Below are 15873 nucleotides of genomic sequence, written 5' to 3' on the forward strand. Positions count from 1 at the left end.
GTACGCTGGCCGAACCGGCGCGTGGGCGCCGCCGTCCCACCCGTCGAGGAGACCCGATGCTCATCCTGCTGCCGCCCTCGGAGGGGAAGGCCGACGCCGGCACCGGCCGACGGTGGGACCCGGACCGGCTCGCGCTGCCCGAGCTGAACCCGGCCCGGGAGCGGGTGCTGGACGCGCTGGTGGCGCTGAGCACCGGGCCGGACGAGGCGGCGGCGCGGGCGGCGCTCGGGCTCAGCGAGGGCCAGCGCGGCGAGCTGCGCCGCAACGCCCGGCTGCGGGTGGCGGCCACCGCGCCGGCAGCGCAGATCTACACCGGGGTGCTCTACGAGGCGCTGGAGCTGGCCTCCTTGCCGGCGGCGGCGCAGCGGGCGGCCCGCCGGTCGATCCTGATCAGCTCCGGCCTGTGGGGCGCGGTCCGGCTCGCCGACCGGATCCCGCCGTACCGCTGCCCGATCGGTGCCCGGCTGCCCGGCGTGGGGGCGCTGTCGGCGTACTGGCGGCCGGTGCTGGCGCCGGCCCTGACGGCTGCGGCCGGCACCGGGCCGGTGCTCGACCTGCGCTCCGGCTCGTACGCGGCCACCTGGACGCCGCGCGGGGAGTTGGCCGAGCGCACGGTGACCGTGCGGGTGCTGCACGAGCGGGAGGTCGACGGTGTGCCGGTCCGCTCGGTGGTGAGCCACTTCAACAAGGCGACCAAGGGGCGGTTGGTCCGTGACCTGCTGATCGCCGGCGCCCGGCCGCGAACCGCCGGGGAACTGGTCGGCACGCTGCGCGAGCTGAAGCACACCGTCGTGGAGCAGGCCGCCCCAGCCGGCCGGCCGCGACAGGTGGATCTGGTGGTCACCGAGCTGTAGGCGGGTCGCCAGCCGCAAGATTTCCTCAAGGCTGGGCGGGATCAGTTCCGCAAGGGCTGGGCAGGGGTCACGGTAGGGGAACCCAGACTCCGACAAGGGAGCGCCTCGTTGGCCCGTGAACCCGCCCTGCTCGACCGGCTCCGCTCGCCGGCGACGCCACCCCCGCTGGACTGGCTGACCCTGGGCGACGCGTTCGAGGCCGCCTGCCTGTTGCGGTGCACACCCCTGCCGACCGTCGCCCGGCCGACCGCGGCGCTCCGGTCGCACTCGCCGGGAGTGGAGTTCAACCGGGAGGACGCCGCTCAGCGGATGCGGCAGCTGCTCGCCCGGCTGGACATTCCGGTGACCCAGGAGGTGGCCGTCGGCGGCCTGCGCCGCCGCTACGAGCTGCACCGGCTCTGGGTGCCCCCGGAGCATCACGGCGCGTACACCCGGCTGCTGAACGCCGGTTGGTGGCAGGGGCGTCGGGAGCTGCTCGGTGGGCCGCAGCCCGGTGCCTCACCGGCCCGTCGCCGGTGGGTGTCCCGGCTCGCGGCGGCGGCCTGGCGGTCGGCGCTGCTGGCCGGCGGGCGGCACGTCCGCCGGCACATCCTCGGCGTACGGCTCACTGACCGGGACCTGGCCGCGGTGTTGATCCGTAGCGCGGCCGTGCTCGATGTCCCGGCCGTGCTCCGCCCCGGCACCGGCTGCTTCCTGGTCAGCGTCGCCGACGGGCCGGACCGGGAGCGGATTCTGCGCAGCGCGGCGATGGAGGCCGCACGGGGCTCGGAAACGGAGCCGGAACGCCGCCCGGCCTGCTGACCCGGCACGCCCCACCCACCCGAACGGGGCTTGCGCGCACCGTTCCGGCAGCGCACAGTGCTCCGCGTGAGTCGTACCTCGTCCGGCCGGCTCGGCCGCCGCCGCGTGGGAATGGCCGCGCTGCTGGCGCTGCTGCTGGCCACAACCGTGGCCGGTGCCGCCAGTTGCCGGGACGCCCAGGCCGAGCCGCTGCCGATCCGGATCGCCACCGGCAGCCCGACCGCCGTCTACTACGCCTTCGGGCAGTCCCTGGCCGCCATCCTCAACCGGGAGCTGCCCAACGTGCGGGCCACCGTGGTGGTCACCGCCGCCTCGGCGGAGAACGTCCGGCTGATCGGCTCCGGAGCAGCCGAACTCGGCTTCACCCAGGCCGACGTGCTGCCCACCACCACCTCGGAAAGCCCGTCGGTCAACGCTGTCGCCCGGGTGTACGACGACCAGCTGCACCTGGTCACCACCGGCGGCGGGCCGGTCCGCACGGTCGCCGACCTGCGCGGCCGGCGGGTCTCCGTCGGCGCACCCGGATCGGGCACCGAGATCACCGCGATGCGGCTGCTGGAGGTGGCCCAGCTCGGCGGCGACGGGGTGCTCCGGGAGCGGCTCGGGCTGGACGACTCGGTGGCCGCGCTCCGCGCCGGGGAGATCGACGCGTTCTTCTTCTCCGGCGGACTGCCGGTGCAGGGCATCAAGGAGCTGGCCGGACGCAGCGCCACCCGAATCGTGGACCTCGGCGAGTGGACGGAGCCGCTGCGCGCCCGCTACGGCCAGGTCTACGTCTCCCGGGACATCCCCCGCTCGGTGTACGGCGTGGACCCGGTGACCACGGTGGCCGACCCGAACTACCTGATCGTCCGGGCCGACCTGCCGGAGCGGCTGGTCCGGGAGGTGACCCGGCTGCTGATGGAGCGCCGGGCCGAGTTGGGCGCCGCGCATCCGGCGGCGGGGCAGATGAGCCCGCGCTCGGCGATCGCCACCGCGCCGCTGTCGCTGCACCCGGGGGCCGCCGCCTGGTACCGCGCGGCCAAGCCCTGACCACTACCGAGCCGGGGCGGGCCGCAGGTCGGCGGTCGGTTCCCCGTCGGCCGGGTCGGCTTCAGGGTCAGGTGCGGGCGCCGGGAACCACAGGGCGGCGACCAGCCCGCGCCGCTCCCCCGGTCGCATGGTGAGTCGCCCGTCGGAGGCGTCCACCAGCACCGCGGCGATGGTCAGGCCGAGCCCGGCGCCGTCCACGTTCTGTGCGTCCGGTGCCCGCCAGAACCGCTCGGTGGCCTGCCCGAGCTGACTCTCGGTCATCCCCGGGCCGGTGTCCCGCACCTCCAGAGCCACCCCCTGGTCGCGGCGGGCCACGGTCACCGTCACCGCCCCGCCGGCCCCACTGAACTTCACCGCGTTGTCGATCAACGCGTCCAGAGCCTGGTCGACGGCGGTCGGCACGGTCCGGGCGTACGCCGGGGCGTCGCTCGTGGCGAGCCGCAGCGCGACCGACCGGTGCCGGGCCAACGGCGCCCACGCGGCCACCCGGGACGCGGCCACGGCGGCGGCGTCCACGGTGACCCGCTCGTTCTCCTCGCGTTCGGCCCGGGCCAGGGTGAGCAGCGCGTCGAGCACCAGCGCCAGCCGGTCGGTCTCCTCCAGCGCCAGCCGGTGCTCGGAGCGCCCGTCGGGGTCGGTGAGGCTGGGACCCAGCTCCTCCACCCGCAGCCGCAACGCGGTGAGCGGGTTCCGCAACTGGTGGCTGGCGTGCGCGACGAACGCGCGCTGCCGGTCCATCACGTCGGAGACCACGTCGGCCATGTGGTTGAAGCTGGCCGCGAGCCGGCGCAGCTCCGACGGGCCGAGTCGGTGCTGCACCCGGGCACCCCGATCGCCCTCGGCGATCTCATGGGTGACCGCGTCCAGCTCGGTGACCGGGCGCAGCACCCAGCTGGCCAGCCCGAACGCGGTGAGTACGCAGGCCAGCATGGCGAGCAGGCCGGCCAGAAAGAGCAGCAACCACCAGGAGGTGACGGCCCGGCGGATTGGGTCGACCGACGTCACGATCACCACCGCGCCGAGCACCTCGCCGCCGTCGTTGATCGGCACCGCCACCACCACCGCGCCGGCCGTCCACGGCCAGACCGTGGCGGGGGTGCTGGTCTGCTGCCCGGACAGCGCGATGTCCAGAGCCGTCGCGGTCCCCCCGGCGGGCCGCCAGCTCGCCGAGGCGAACACGGTGCGACGGTCCCGGTCGACGACCGCCGCGCCGATCCCGTACAGCTCGTCGTAGCTGCGCAGCTCCGCTTCGAGTGGGCCCGGCCCGCCGCCGCGCAGCGCCGGCCCGGCCAGCGAGGCGAACCGGGTGGCGTCGGCGAGCCGGTCGGCGCGGACCTGTTCGGTCTCGCGGCTGGCCAGGGTGACAGCCAGCGGGTTCTCCAACGCGATGAGGACGAGCACCATCAGTAGCAGATAGCTGATCACCAGTCGACGGCGCACGGCAGCCCCTCACGCATCGCGCAGCCGGTAGCCGACCCCGCGTACGGTCTCCACCAGGCGGGCGTCGCCCAGCTTGCCGCGCAGCGACCCGACGTGCACCTCGACGGTGTGCCGATCGGCCCAGGTGGTGCCCCAGGCGTCGAGCAGGATGCGGTCGCGGGGCACCGCCACCCCCGGCTGGCGGGCCAGCGAGAGCAGCACGTCGAACTCCTTGCGGGTCAACGTGACCTCGCGGCCGTCCACCCTCACCGTCCGGGCGGCCACGTCGATGCGCACCGCCCCGGCCTCGATCAGGTGCCGCTCCGGCGCGGTGTTCGCGGCCCGGCGCAGCACCGCCTCGATCCGGGCCTGCAACTCCACCATCGAGAACGGCTTGACCACGTAGTCGTCCGCGCCGAGGCGCAGGCCGAGCACCCGATCGCGTTCCTCGCCCCGCGCGGTCACCGCGATGATCCCGAGCTGGCTGCTGCGCCGACGCAGCTCCCGGCACAGGTCGGTGCCGTCCCCGTCGGGCAGGGTCAGGTCGAGCAGCACCAGGTCGCACGGAGCGGCGGAGAGCGCCGCGGCGACGGTGGCCGCGTGCTCGACCTGGTAGCCGCGGCGGGTGAGGGCGGAGGAGAGCGCGGCGGCAACCCGACGGTCGTCCTCCACCAGCAGGATCCGCACCTGTGCCCCCGTCCGTTCGCAGCGCTGTCCAGCGAATGGTGGCAGAAGCATGGCGCGAGCGGGAGGGCCGCCTCCCAGCCGGGTCGGTCAGAGGCCGAAGACGTCGTCGGCGGTGGCGTCCCGGACGCCGTCGGTGAAGCCCCGGAAACCGGGGTCGTCGTGGCGGGCCGGCACGCTGGTGACGTTGACCCCGCTGGCCTGGGTGACCGCGTCGACCAGGGGTGCGTAGTCGATCTCGGCGTCCTGGAAGGCGTCGTCGTCCGCCTCGGCCAGGTTGATCACGTGCTGTACGTCGTCGGACGGGGTGTCCGGATCGTCCGCCCACTCGCCGCCGGCCCGGTAGCACTCGTCGTACAGCGCGCGCTGGCTGTCGGTCCAGTCGTCGTCGTAGCTCTCCATCGCCATCCCCTCCGCGGCCGCTCCACCTGAGCATGCCCGGCAGGGGGCGACGGCCGAGGCGGTACGCGCGAAAACCGGGCGGGGACGGCCGCGAGGCGCACGTAGGCTGCCGCTGTGATCTACAAACTGCTGCCGACCGCGGAGTGGAACGACGCCCTCGCCGCCGGCACCTTCACCGGCACGGCGATGGACCACGAGTCCGGGTTCATCCACCTCTCCGGTCCGGACCAGGTGGTGCAGACCGCCAGCCGATACTTCAGCGGAGCGAGCGGGCTGACCCTGCTCAGCGTCGAGGAGGAGCGGCTGGGCGACGCGCTGCGCTGGGAGCCGTCGCGGGGCGGGCAACCCTTCCCGCACCTGTACGGCCCGCTGCCGGTGACGGCGGTGGCGGCGGCGCGGGCGTTGCCGGCCGACGTCCCGGTGCCCGACGCGGTGGCCGCCCTGCTGGGCTGACGTGACCGCGCCCGGCCCGACGGGTGTCGGGCCGGGCGCGGATCTCCGAACGCGAGGTTCAGCGGCAGAGCCGGCCGATCTCCTCCTGGAACCGGTCCATCGGGTTGGCCTCGGCGGGGCCGAGCAGGTAGGTCTTCAGCTCCCGGCGGGCCTCGGTCATCGGGTCGTCGCCGGCCCGGGTCACCGCCACGATCTTCTCCAGCTCGCCGCAGTCCTTGGAGAGCAGGTACGCGGCCCGCGCGGTCGGGTACTCCCGGCGGAACTCGTCCTCCGGCAGGCCGGCCGGGTTGGCCACCACGTACGGCCGCTGGCTCTGCACGAAGTCGGAGACCACACTGGACACGTCGCTGATCAGCAGGTCGGTCTGGTTGAAACAGTCGAACAGCGCCGGCGTGCGGCCGGTGACCACCAGGTGCGCGGTCCCGTCCAGAGAGGCCGCGTTCGGGTTGCCGCCGGCGGCCCGGATGGCATCCACCACCCGCTCGTGCGTGACCCTGGCAGCCTTGGACCGCGACCCGGTGAGCGGGTGCGGCTTGTAGATCAGACGCACCCGGGGATTGGTGGCCAGCAGCCCCTTGACGATCCGCTCCCCCATCAGCACCAGCGAGGTGTGGTATGGGTCGTCGTCGAGCCATCCCTCCCAGGTGGGCGCGTAGAGCACGGTGAACGGCCGGTCCACCGACTCGGCGCCGAAGGTGTGCACACCGGCCAACTGCGGCCGGCCGATCTCGACGATGTCCGAGTCGAGCACGCCCACCCCGGCCCGGGCGTACCGCTCCCGGCCGGCCAGGCCGGCGACCCAGACCTCGTCGTACACCTTGCTGTACGGGTTGACGCTGGCCTGCTTGTCGCTGTCGCCGTGCCCGACGAAGACGTGCTTCATGCCGGGATCGCGGAGCAGGTGGATGTTCGCGCCGACGTTCGCGGAGTAGAGCGCCGCGCGGACGCTGCTGAGCTCGAGGTTCATGAAGTCCACCCCGGCCGGTACGCAGATCACCGGCAGCCGGGTGTCGGCCAACTCCAGGAACGCCTCCCGGTTGCGCATCAGCACCACCGCGGGCTGGCCCAGCGCCTCGGTCGGAGCGAGCCACATGTTCGCCTGGTAGACGTCCTTGGCCGGGCCGGCGAAGTAGAGCGCCACCTCGGGCCGGTGGGTGTCCAACCAACGCTGGACGGCGGGCAGCAGCGGGTCCTGCCCGGTACCCCGACCACGCAGCCAGGTCAGCGCGATGATCGCGCCCACCAGTCCGGTCGCCACCACCGCCACCACCGCGGCGACGAAGAACGGCGTCGGGTCGTGTTGCACCGCGGCCGCGACGGCTGCCGGCACGAGCAGCACGTTGAGCAGGGGCATCCGGTCCCCGGCGACCGCGGCCGCCCAGGCCGGCGGCCGGGGGGCCGAGCGCAGCGGACCCAGCTCGATGTTGCGCACCATGGCGGAGAGCGGGTTACGACGGTCGATCATCGTGGAGAGCGCTCCGGCGAAGACCGAGACGACCCAGACGGTGGCCGGCAGGACCAGCAGCCAGGTCAGCTCGGTGCCGCTGAGAGACACCTCCGCGGCGACCACCAGCACGGCCGCGAGGTCCCGGGTCAGCTGCCGGTACGACCAGTGCAGGCCGACCTTGTCCAGCAGCAGCAGTGACGGCGGCGACCAACGGGACAGGGCGAACTCGCCGAGCACGGCGATCAGCCCGGCAACGGCGAACAGACCGATCCAGCCGAGTGCGCCGGCGACGAGCATGACCAGGTAGGACAGCACCAGCAGCGCGCTCTGGGCGGCCACTCCGATGCGTCCTGTCAACGTGCCGAACAAAGAGTTCGCTCCCTACGAGTTCGAGGACGGGCTGGGCCCGTGGTGGTCGGCGTCACTTCCCGCCGCGCCTGGCCGACCGCACCCGCAGGAGTGCGGCGGGCCACGGTGGCGGCGGCCCCGATTCCTCGTGGCGGCCGGCCACGTGTGACTGCGACCTTAACGCGAAGGGACATGATGGCGTCGCTCGGGTATCCGGCACCATTCCGGTCAAAGCTCCGTAGCTCGGTAAGCCGGGCACCACAACGGAGCCGGCCATCTCTGCTGGGCGTGCGCTCAGCCGACCCGCCGGTAGCAGGTCATCGCACCGGGTGCCCGGCGCTCGGCGAACTCCTGGTAGCCGAGCTGTGGTGCCATGTCGCGGGCGTACTGGTTGCCGTTGTAGACGCAGATGGTGCCCACGTCCAGCCGGTCGAGCGCTGGCGCCAGCTCGGACGGCGACGGGGTGGTGTCGCCGCCGTCGGCGAACGCGGCGAGCAGCAGGCGGTCCTTGGCGAACTGCGAGTTGAGGTCGTACTCGACGAGGTAGAAGTCGCGGGGCAGGACAACCCGGACCTCGCTGGTGACGATCAGGGAGGTCCGCATGATCGTCTTCGGCGCGAGCAGCAGGCCCGGCGGCCGGTCCAGCCCCTTGATCCAGAAGGCGATCGACTGGCGCTGCTGGGGCAGCTTCCACGTGGGTCGGTCGTGCACGTCGACCCAGCTCGTCGGCGACCACATCGGGGTGGCGAAGAGGGCGAACGACGCGACCAGCAGCACCGCGATCCCGCCGGACGCCGCGCGGCGCATAGCCCGTGACGCGACCGGCACGCGCACGGTGCAGAGCAACCCGATCAGCGTTGGCAGGGCGAGCAGCCACGGCACCCGCCAGAGCACCACCGAGATGCCACTGAGCGCGCTCATCGCTTCCAGCACGCCGGGAACGAACAGCACGCTCAGCGCCAGGGTGGCACCGGCTGTGATCAGCGCGGGCGTGCGACGACGGGCCAGCAGCGGGCCGCACCAGAGCGCCAGGCCGCCGATCACGCCGACCACGCCGACCATCAGCGTCCGCCGGTAGGTGTACGCCGCGTCGAAGAAGGCATCGTCCGCGCCACTGGCGCTCATCCCGCCGAGCACCAGGCGGGAGACGACCACCGAGCCGATCGGGTACGCGAGCGCGGCGACCCCGGCCACCAGTGCGGCCTTCCACCGCCCGACCAGGAGCATGGCGAAGCCGGCGGCGCCGACCAGCATCGGCAGGATGATCGCGGCGGTGGTGGTGAGGCCGATCGCGGTGATCGAGAGCGCCACGATGAGCAGCAGACTGCGCCGGGAGCGGTTGTCGAACCACTCGGTCAGGTAGAGCCACATCAGCGGGATCACCGCCGAGACGAACATGCCCTTGCCCTCGTACAGCCGGGGCAGGTGGAACGTTCCCAGTGCGGCGTCCCCGCCGACGACCAGGTAGAGGTACGCGACGGCCACGCTGAAGGCGAGCACCGGGCGGCGCGGCGCCCACCGGTGCGTCAGCCGCCAGAGCGCCAGCACCGCGAGCACCGCCATGATCGGCAGGACCAGGTACCAGGTGGCCGAGGCCGCGTGGATGCCGATCACGTTGGCGAGCGCGCCGTCGAACACCTCGATCGAGGGGATCGGCGGTTGCGAGCCCATCGCCGGCAGGACGTTCTCGGAGAACAGGAAGTCGTTGAGCGGAACGATGTCCCGCTCGGCGATCCAGACCGACTTGCCCACGTAGTACACGTCGTCCGGGGTGTTCCGGGCCAGGAAGAACGAGGAGATCCCGACCAGCACCGAGACGACCAGCGCGTACGCCGACTGCGCGGCGGTGGGCGCGGGCGCGACCGACGTGGACGTCGGGCCGCTCAGCCAGACCTTGCGCAGCAGCAGGATGCCGCCGACCGCCGCGAGCAGACCGGCCACCGCGGGGATCCACCAGGAGATGTCGACATCCGTCCCGGCCACTCCGGCGGTGATCGCGGCCACGACGGCGGCGGCCAGCACCCCGATCAGCAGGCGGCGGTCGACGGCGGGCGGCGCGGGTGCCGGATCAGCCGAGGCCGGCTCGCTGGCGTTCAGGGTGCCGGCGGAACGGCGGCGGGCGCGCAGCAGGGCCACGACGGCGAGCAGCACGCAGGCGACCAGCCAGATCCGGAAGGTCACCGACGGGCGCAGGTCCCCCAGGAAGGCCGCGTGGTAGAGCACGGTCCAGAGTGCGAACGCGACCACGGCGCCATCGGTGAGCAGCGCCGGGGTGGCGGCCACCAGCGCGCGGAACCGGGCTGCCGGGGCGCGGGCGGGGCCGGTGCTGGGCTGGGGAGCCTGATCGGACCCCGGTGCCGGGTCCGTGCTGGTGGGCGCGACGGCGATGCTGTCGACGTTGGCCACGGGTGTCCTTCTCGTCGGGCGGATCAGGGGCGGGTTTCGGCACGGTGACGGCCGGGTGCCAAGGGGGCAGCCTAGCGGAGACCGACAGCTGAACCGATCCCCCTCGTGCCGGTGTCGCGGGCGTGCTCAGCCGGAAACCGGGGCCGCCCGAGGTCGGGCAGAGGGGCTGTCCACACCGAGCCCGACGGCCACGGATTCGACCAGACTGTCCAGGTAGCTGTCGGTGAGTGGGAGGCGAGCGATGGCGAGCCGCCAGTAGAGCGGGCCGACGATGAGGTCGACTGCGGCGTCCGGGTCGGTGTCGGCGGGCAGCTCGCCGCGCTGGATGGCGCGGGTGACCAGGCGGCCACCGATCTCCTGCTGTCGGTCGTGCAGCACCTGCCGAAGGGTCTGGTCGATACTGGGGTTGCGGGCGGCCTCGGCCAGCAGGTCCGGGATGATCTGCGAGGCCAGCGGGTGGCGCAGCGCGTGCGCCACCACCTGGAACAGCAGTGCGAGGTCGCCGCGCAGGGTGCCGGTGTCAAGTGCCGGCAGTTTGCCGTGCGCCGCGGCGGCGACCATCTCCAGGACCAGGTCGAGCTTGGAGTTCCACCGCCGGTAGACCGCCGTCTTGCTGACGCCGGCCCGGCGGGCCACCGCCTCGATGGAGAGCCGGCCATAGCCGACCGCGGCGAGCTCCTGCATCAGCGCGCGCCGGATGGCCGTGGTGATCTCACCACGGAGCACCGCCGCACCGGCCGGAGCGCGCCTCTTCTCGGTCGTCACCAGGGACTCTTCTCGCAGGTCACGAAGGCCAGAGTAGCGCAACGACGGTACGGTTGCGTCCCGACGTGTTTCGGACTACTGTCCTCGCAGCGACGAGGCGGCGCTCCGCGCACAACTCCCACTAGGATTCCATCGTCGCGAGCAACCCGTCGTCCCGAAAGATCGGAGCGCCCTTTCCATGGCCACCACCGCGCTGGTCGACCCTGAAACGGGCCTGACCCAGGCGCAGCTGGCCGCTCGGCACGGGCTACGGGTCGCCGGTGAGCGACCCAGCCTCGCCGAGTACAGCCGCCGATTGTGGGCCTACCGGCACTTCATCGCCGCGTACGCCAACGCCAAACTGGTCGCCTCGTACAGCAACGCCAAGCTGGGACAGCTCTGGCAGGTTCTCACCCCGCTGACCAACGCGGCGGTGTACTACCTGATCTTCGGTGTGGTGCTGGCGCAGAACGACATCCCGAACTACATCGCCTACCTGACCACGGGCCTGTTCATCTTCAACTTCACCCAGAGCGCCGTCCTGGCCGGCACTCAGTCGATCAGCAGCAATCTGGGGATGATCCGGGCGCTGCACTTCCCCCGGGCCACCCTGCCGCTGTCCACGACGATGACCCAGTTCCAGCAGCTGCTGGCCTCGATGGTGGTGCTGATCGGCATCGTGCTGGCCACCGGCGAGCCGATCACCCTGAAATGGCTGATGCTGGTGCCGGCCCTGATCCTGCAGGCGGTGTTCAACGCGGGCGTCGTGCTGCTGGTGGCCCGGATGGGCGCCAAGGCGAGCGACCTGAAGCAGGTCATGCCGTTCATCCTGCGCACCTGGATGTACGGCTCCGGCGTCCTCTACAGCGTCAGCCTCTTCGAACGGCTGCCCGGCTGGGCGACGACGCTGGTGCAGTACAACCCGATGCTGGTCTACATCGAGCTGGCTCGGTACACGCTGCTGGAGCAGGCGCCACTGCTCAACGAGTCGTTGACCCAGCTCTGGCTGGTCGGCGCGGGGTGGGCGCTGGTGGCCGGGATCGGTGGCTTCATCTACTTCTGGCGCGGCGAACAGGAGTACGGCCGTGGTTGAGCAGTTCGACGACTCCCTCCAGGCGACCGTGACGCTGGCTCCGGTCGAGGAGCGCATCCCGACCGTGGTGGTGGACGACGCGCACCTCATCTACCGGGTGCACCAGGGCGCCGCCGGTGGCACCACTCCGGTGGCCGCGCTGCGCCGGCTGATCAAGCGCACCTCCGCGCCGAACATCCGGGAGGTGCACGCGGTGAAGGGGGTGTCGTTCACCGCGTACCGGGGCGAGGCGATCGGGCTGATCGGCAGCAACGGCTCCGGCAAGTCCACCCTGCTGCGGGCCATCGCCGGCCTGCTGCCGGTCAACCGGGGCGCGATCTACACCCAGGGGCAGCCGTCGCTGCTCGGTGTGAACGCGGCACTGCTCAACGACCTCTCGGGTGAGCGCAACGTCGTCCTCGGCTGCCTGGCCATGGGGATGCATCCCGACGAGGTGGCCCAGCAGGCCGCCGGGATCATCGACTTCTCCGGGATCAACGAGCGGGGTGACTTCGCCAGCCTGCCGATGCGTACGTACTCCTCCGGCATGGCGGCCCGCCTGCGCTTCTCCATCGCCGCGGCGAAGAGGCACGACGTGCTGCTCATCGACGAGGCGCTCGCCACCGGCGACAAGGGCTTCCGCAAGCGCAGCGAGCAGCGGGTGCGGGAGCTGCGGGAGGGGGCCGGCACCGTGTTCCTGGTCAGCCATCAGCTCTCCTCGGTGCGCGACACCTGCGAACGGACAATCTGGCTGGAATCCGGCGTCCTGCGGATGGACGGGCCCACCGACGAGGTCATCCGGGCATACGAGGCCTACGCGAACAGCAAGTAGAGCGTCGGAGAACCTCCGGCATCGACACGGCGCCGTCGACCGCGTCTCCCCCGTTGGGGTGACGCGGTCCGCGCGTTAAGGTTCATTCCGTCGCCGCTCGGGCGGAACCTTCCGTTAACGCATTCCTGAGAGTGAGGATCCGGCAATGACGCAGGACCAGACCACTGGCCCGGACGCCGCACCGGAGACCCCGGCACCGTGGCGGCCCTCGCGGACGGTGGCCGTGGTGCTGGCCGGCGGCACCGGGACCCGGCTGGGCCTCGGCATCCCGAAGCAGCTCCTGAAGATCGCCGGTAAGCCGATCATCGAGCACACCCTGGCCGTCTTCGAGGCCGCGCCGGAGATCGACGAGATCATCGTGCTGATGGCCACCGGGCACGTCGAGGACGCCCGGCTGATCGTCGAGAAGGCCGGCCTACGCAAGGTCACCCAGGTGATCGAGGGCGGCGAAACCCGCAACGCGACCACCCGGATCGCGCTGGACGCGGTCGGCCCGGCGGACTGCAACATCCTCTTCCACGACGCGGTGCGCCCGCTGCTCAGCGGCCGGATCGTGCGCGAGTGCGTGAACGCCCTCTGGACCTACGACGCTGTGGACGTGGCCATCCCGTCCGCGGACACGATCATCCAGGTGGACGACAACGACTGCATCACCGACATCCCGGTGCGCTCCCGGCTGCGTCGGGGCCAGACCCCGCAGGCGTTCCGCTCCCCCACCATCCGCGAGGCGTACCGGATCGCCGAGGGTGACCCGAACTTCTCCGCCACCGACGACTGCGGGGTGGTGCTGCGCTACCTGCCCGGCACCCCGATCAAGGTGATCGACGGCTCGGACGAGAACATCAAGGTCACCCACCCGGTCGACGTGCACCTGGCGGACAAGCTCTTCCAGCTCGCCGCGGCGCAGGCGCCCCGGCTGACCGACCACCGCAGCTACACCGAGGAGCTGACCGGCCGCACCGTCGTGGTGTTCGGCGGCAGCTACGGCATCGGCCACGAGCTGAGCGAGCTGGCCCAGCGCTACGGCGCGCAGGTCTTCCCGTTCAGCCGCTCCACCACCGGCACGCACGTGGAGCGCGCCGAGGACGTCGAGGCCGCGCTGAAGACCGCCTTCGAGGCCACCGGCCGGATCGACCACGTGGTGGTCACTGCCGGGATCCTGGAGAAGGGCGCCCTGACCGAGATGGACGAGGCGACGATGGACCGCGTGCTCCAGGTCAACTTCGTCGGCCCGGTCACCATCGCCCGGCAGGCCCTGCCGTACCTGCAGCAGACCAAGGGTCAGCTGCTGCTCTACACCTCCAGCTCCTACACCCGGGGGCGGGCCCGCTACGCGCTCTACTCGGCCACCAAAGCCGCCCTGGTCAACCTCACCCAGGCGCTCGCCGACGAGTGGGCCGAGTTCGGCGTACGGGTCAACTGCATCAACCCGGAGCGGACCGCGACCCCGATGCGGACCCGGGCCTTCGGCGAGGAGCCGGAGCACACCCTGCTCGCCGCGGAGGCCGTCGCCCAGTCGTCGCTGGACGTGCTGATCTCCGATCTGACCGGCCAGGTGATCGACGTACGCCGGGCGCCCGGTGACGGCCCCGCGCCGACCGTGCCGGCCCAGTCCGGGCCGGATCGGGTCGAGGCGCCCGCTGGCGCGGTCTCCGCGAGCTGACGCTGACGGCGGCAGATCCGGGACGGCGGCGAACGGAGCGACATGCGCGGTGACCTGGTCCGAAAGCTGGCCGCCCGGTGCCTGAGCACCGGCTTGGCCGTGCTGGCGTTCGTCGTGGTGGCGCTGACCGGCGCCACCGGGTGGGGGCTGGCGCTGGCCGTCGCCGCACTGGCCGCGGCGGCCGCCGAACGGCGGATCCGGCCCAGCGCGGACCTCGTCGCGGAGACGGCGCTGATCGCTGCCGCGGTCCTGGTCGGATACTCCCGGCGGCTGGACGACGGGTTTGACCCCGCGCTGGTCGCCACCGCCCTGGTCCTGCTGGGGCTGGTGCTGCTGGTGGGGCCGCTGCGGACCGCCGGCAACCTGGAGATCCGGGGGGCCAACCTGCCGGTCCGGACCTGGACCCCGGTGATCGCCGATCAGCTCGGCACCGCCCTGCTCGGGCTGCTCGCCGCGGTCACGCTGGCCGCCGCGCTGACCCTGCCCGCAGCCGTGGCGCTGGTCGCCAGCCTGCTGGTGGGCGCCGGAGCCGGGGCGGTCGCTCTGGACCTGGCCCGGCGGCGGTTCCGGCCGACCGCCGGTGGCGGGGCGGTGGCCCGCGCGCTGCGCCGGCACCAGCCGGAGTTCCTGCTCTACTTCTCCGCGCCGCCCGGCTCCGAGTACCAGGTCACCATGTGGCTGCCGTACCTGGAGCGGATCGGCCGGCCGTTCATGGTCGTGCTGCGCGAGCCGGAGTTCCTGGCGCCGATCGCCGCGGCCACCGACGCGCCGGTGGTCTACTGCCCCACCCTGCGGGCGATGGACGAGGCGCTGGTGCCCAGCCTGCGGGCGGCGTTCTACGTCAACCACGGTGCGAAGAACAGCCACTGCATCCGGTTCACCCAGCTCACCCACGTGCAGCTGCACCACGGCGACAGCGACAAGGCGCCGAGCGCCAACCCGGTCTCGGGGATCTTCGACCGGATCTTCGTGGCCGGTCCGGCCGCGATCGACCGGTACGCCCGCGCCGGGGTGCAGATCCCGGCGGAGAAGTTCGTGGTGGTGGGCCGCCCACAGGTCGAGTCGATCGAGGTACGCCCGGAGCCGGTGCGCGGGCTGGCGCACCCGACCGTGCTCTACACCCCGACCTGGACCGGGCACCACGCCGACGCCGACTACTGCTCGCTGCCGGTGGCCGACGAGCTGCTGCGCCGGCTGCTGGAGCGCGGCGCGACGGTGATCCTGCGTGCCCACCCGTACACCGCGCAGAACCCGGCCTCGGCCCGGCAACTGGGCCGGCTGACCGAGCTGCTGGTCGCCGACCGGGCCCGCACCGGGCGGCAGCACGTGATGGGCGCGGCGGCCCGGGAGCTGAGCCTGACCGAGTGCGTCAACCGGTCCGACGCGCTGGTCTCCGACGTGTCCGGGGTGATCTCGGACTACCTCTACTCCGGCAAGCCCTACGCGGTCACCGACATGGGCGACGAGGGCGACCGGTTCGTGGAGCGCTTCCCGCTGGCCGGCGCCGGCTACGTGCTGCGCCGGGACATGTCGAATGTGGACGATGTGCTGGCCGCCCTGCTGGACACCGACCCGCTGGCCGAGGCGCGCTGGGCGACCCGCCGCCGCTACCTGGGTGACTTCCCGGCCGAGTCGTACGCCGAGGCGTTCCTGACCGCCGCCCGCCACGAGTTGGCGCCGGCGAAGCCCTTGGCCACCGCCACCCCCGTGTAGCAG

14 protein-coding genes are annotated in these 15873 nt (G+C 72.6%); 8 read left to right on the plus strand and 6 right to left on the minus strand.

The window, feature by feature from the left end:
• Positions 1 to 56: 56 nt before the first annotated feature.
• The 3 genes from yaaA to ACFY29_RS20965 all read left to right on the plus strand — a co-directional run bounded on the left by yaaA (position 57) and on the right by ACFY29_RS20965 (position 2687).
• Positions 57 to 854: a peroxide stress protein YaaA gene (gene yaaA / locus ACFY29_RS20955; protein ID WP_328425666.1), complete on the plus strand. Its 798-nt coding sequence runs from the start codon at positions 57 to 59 to the stop codon at positions 852 to 854.
• Positions 855 to 962: 108 nt separating this feature from the next.
• Positions 963 to 1655 carry a hypothetical protein gene (locus tag ACFY29_RS20960; protein ID WP_328425664.1) on the plus strand — a complete coding sequence of 231 codons (693 nt, stop codon included), beginning with the start codon at positions 963 to 965 and terminating at the stop codon, positions 1653 to 1655.
• Positions 1656 to 1766: 111 nt separating this feature from the next.
• A complete protein-coding gene (locus ACFY29_RS20965) occupies positions 1767 to 2687 on the plus strand; it encodes a TAXI family TRAP transporter solute-binding subunit (protein ID WP_328426429.1) in 921 nt (306 codons plus the stop codon).
• A 3-nt stretch (positions 2688 to 2690) separates the two neighbouring features.
• Here the strand turns inward: ACFY29_RS20965 and ACFY29_RS20970 are convergent, their stop codons facing one another.
• The 3 genes from ACFY29_RS20970 to ACFY29_RS20980 are packed head-to-tail and all read right to left on the minus strand — an operon-like array spanning position 2691 to position 5192.
• Positions 2691 to 4127 (minus strand): ATP-binding protein, encoded by a 1437-nt coding sequence (locus ACFY29_RS20970; RefSeq protein WP_328425662.1) that lies wholly within the window; start codon positions 4125 to 4127, stop codon positions 2691 to 2693.
• Positions 4128 to 4136: 9 nt separating this feature from the next.
• Entirely contained in the window at positions 4137 to 4844 is a 708-nt protein-coding gene (locus ACFY29_RS20975; protein WP_386988588.1) for a response regulator transcription factor, read from the minus strand.
• Between the two features lie 36 nt (positions 4845 to 4880).
• Positions 4881 to 5192 (minus strand): hypothetical protein, encoded by a 312-nt coding sequence (locus ACFY29_RS20980; RefSeq protein WP_328425658.1) that lies wholly within the window; start codon positions 5190 to 5192, stop codon positions 4881 to 4883.
• Between the two features lie 114 nt (positions 5193 to 5306).
• Here ACFY29_RS20980 and ACFY29_RS20985 point away from each other — a divergent pair, with 114 nt between their 5' ends.
• The gene (locus tag ACFY29_RS20985; RefSeq protein ID WP_328425656.1) at positions 5307 to 5645 is read left to right on the plus strand and encodes a DUF952 domain-containing protein; all 339 of its coding nucleotides are present in this window, start codon (positions 5307 to 5309) and stop codon (positions 5643 to 5645) included.
• A gap of 58 nt (positions 5646 to 5703) precedes the next feature.
• Here ACFY29_RS20985 and ACFY29_RS20990 read toward each other — a convergent pair whose 3' ends face one another.
• The 3 genes from ACFY29_RS20990 to ACFY29_RS21000 all read right to left on the minus strand — a co-directional run bounded on the left by ACFY29_RS20990 (position 5704) and on the right by ACFY29_RS21000 (position 10572).
• Entirely contained in the window at positions 5704 to 7461 is a 1758-nt protein-coding gene (locus ACFY29_RS20990) for a CDP-glycerol glycerophosphotransferase family protein (RefSeq protein ID WP_386988592.1), read from the minus strand.
• A gap of 273 nt (positions 7462 to 7734) precedes the next feature.
• Positions 7735 to 9846, minus strand: coding sequence for a DUF6077 domain-containing protein (locus tag ACFY29_RS20995; RefSeq protein WP_386988595.1), 2112 nt, complete (start codon positions 9844 to 9846; stop codon positions 7735 to 7737).
• Positions 9847 to 9972: 126 nt separating this feature from the next.
• Positions 9973 to 10572 carry a TetR/AcrR family transcriptional regulator gene (locus ACFY29_RS21000; RefSeq protein WP_386989888.1) on the minus strand — a complete coding sequence of 200 codons (600 nt, stop codon included), beginning with the start codon at positions 10570 to 10572 and terminating at the stop codon, positions 9973 to 9975.
• 217 nt (positions 10573 to 10789) lie between these two features.
• Between ACFY29_RS21000 and ACFY29_RS21005 the strand changes: the two genes are divergently transcribed.
• The 4 genes from ACFY29_RS21005 (at position 10790) to ACFY29_RS21020 (ending at position 15870) form a co-directional block, all read left to right on the plus strand.
• Positions 10790 to 11683 (plus strand): ABC transporter permease, encoded by an 894-nt coding sequence (locus ACFY29_RS21005; protein WP_328425647.1) that lies wholly within the window; start codon positions 10790 to 10792, stop codon positions 11681 to 11683.
• Complete coding sequence (locus ACFY29_RS21010; RefSeq protein ID WP_386988598.1) at positions 11676 to 12494, plus strand: ABC transporter ATP-binding protein; 819 nt, start codon at positions 11676 to 11678, stop codon at positions 12492 to 12494. Before ACFY29_RS21005 ends, ACFY29_RS21010 begins: the two co-directional genes overlap by 8 nt.
• A gap of 145 nt (positions 12495 to 12639) precedes the next feature.
• Positions 12640 to 14157 carry a D-ribitol-5-phosphate cytidylyltransferase gene (locus ACFY29_RS21015; RefSeq protein WP_386988601.1) on the plus strand — a complete coding sequence of 506 codons (1518 nt, stop codon included), beginning with the start codon at positions 12640 to 12642 and terminating at the stop codon, positions 14155 to 14157.
• Positions 14158 to 14199: 42 nt separating this feature from the next.
• Entirely contained in the window at positions 14200 to 15870 is a 1671-nt protein-coding gene (locus tag ACFY29_RS21020; protein WP_386988604.1) for a CDP-glycerol glycerophosphotransferase family protein, read from the plus strand.
• Positions 15871 to 15873: the final 3 nt, after the last annotated feature.

Origin of the sequence: Micromonospora sp. NPDC000668 (assembly GCF_042897975.1) — a bacterium.
Taxonomy (GTDB): domain Bacteria; phylum Actinomycetota; class Actinomycetes; order Mycobacteriales; family Micromonosporaceae; genus Micromonospora.

What these genes read in the sequence shown, in the direction of transcription:
- yaaA (WP_328425666.1), top strand. Translation starts at nt 57, where the DNA reads ATGCTCATCCTGCTGCCGCCCTCGGAGGGGAAGGCCGACGCCGGCACC.
- ACFY29_RS20965 (WP_328426429.1), top strand. Translation starts at nt 1,767, where the DNA reads ATGGCCGCGCTGCTGGCGCTGCTGCTGGCCACAACCGTGGCCGGTGCC.
- ACFY29_RS20975 (WP_386988588.1), bottom strand. Translation starts at nt 4,844, where the DNA reads ATGCTTCTGCCACCATTCGCTGGACAGCGCTGCGAACGGACGGGGGCA.
- ACFY29_RS20980 (WP_328425658.1), bottom strand. Translation starts at nt 5,192, where the DNA reads ATGGAGAGCTACGACGACGACTGGACCGACAGCCAGCGCGCGCTGTAC.
- ACFY29_RS21005 (WP_328425647.1), top strand. Translation starts at nt 10,790, where the DNA reads ATGGCCACCACCGCGCTGGTCGACCCTGAAACGGGCCTGACCCAGGCG.
- ACFY29_RS21015 (WP_386988601.1), top strand. Translation starts at nt 12,640, where the DNA reads ATGACGCAGGACCAGACCACTGGCCCGGACGCCGCACCGGAGACCCCG.
- ACFY29_RS21020 (WP_386988604.1), top strand. Translation starts at nt 14,200, where the DNA reads ATGCGCGGTGACCTGGTCCGAAAGCTGGCCGCCCGGTGCCTGAGCACC.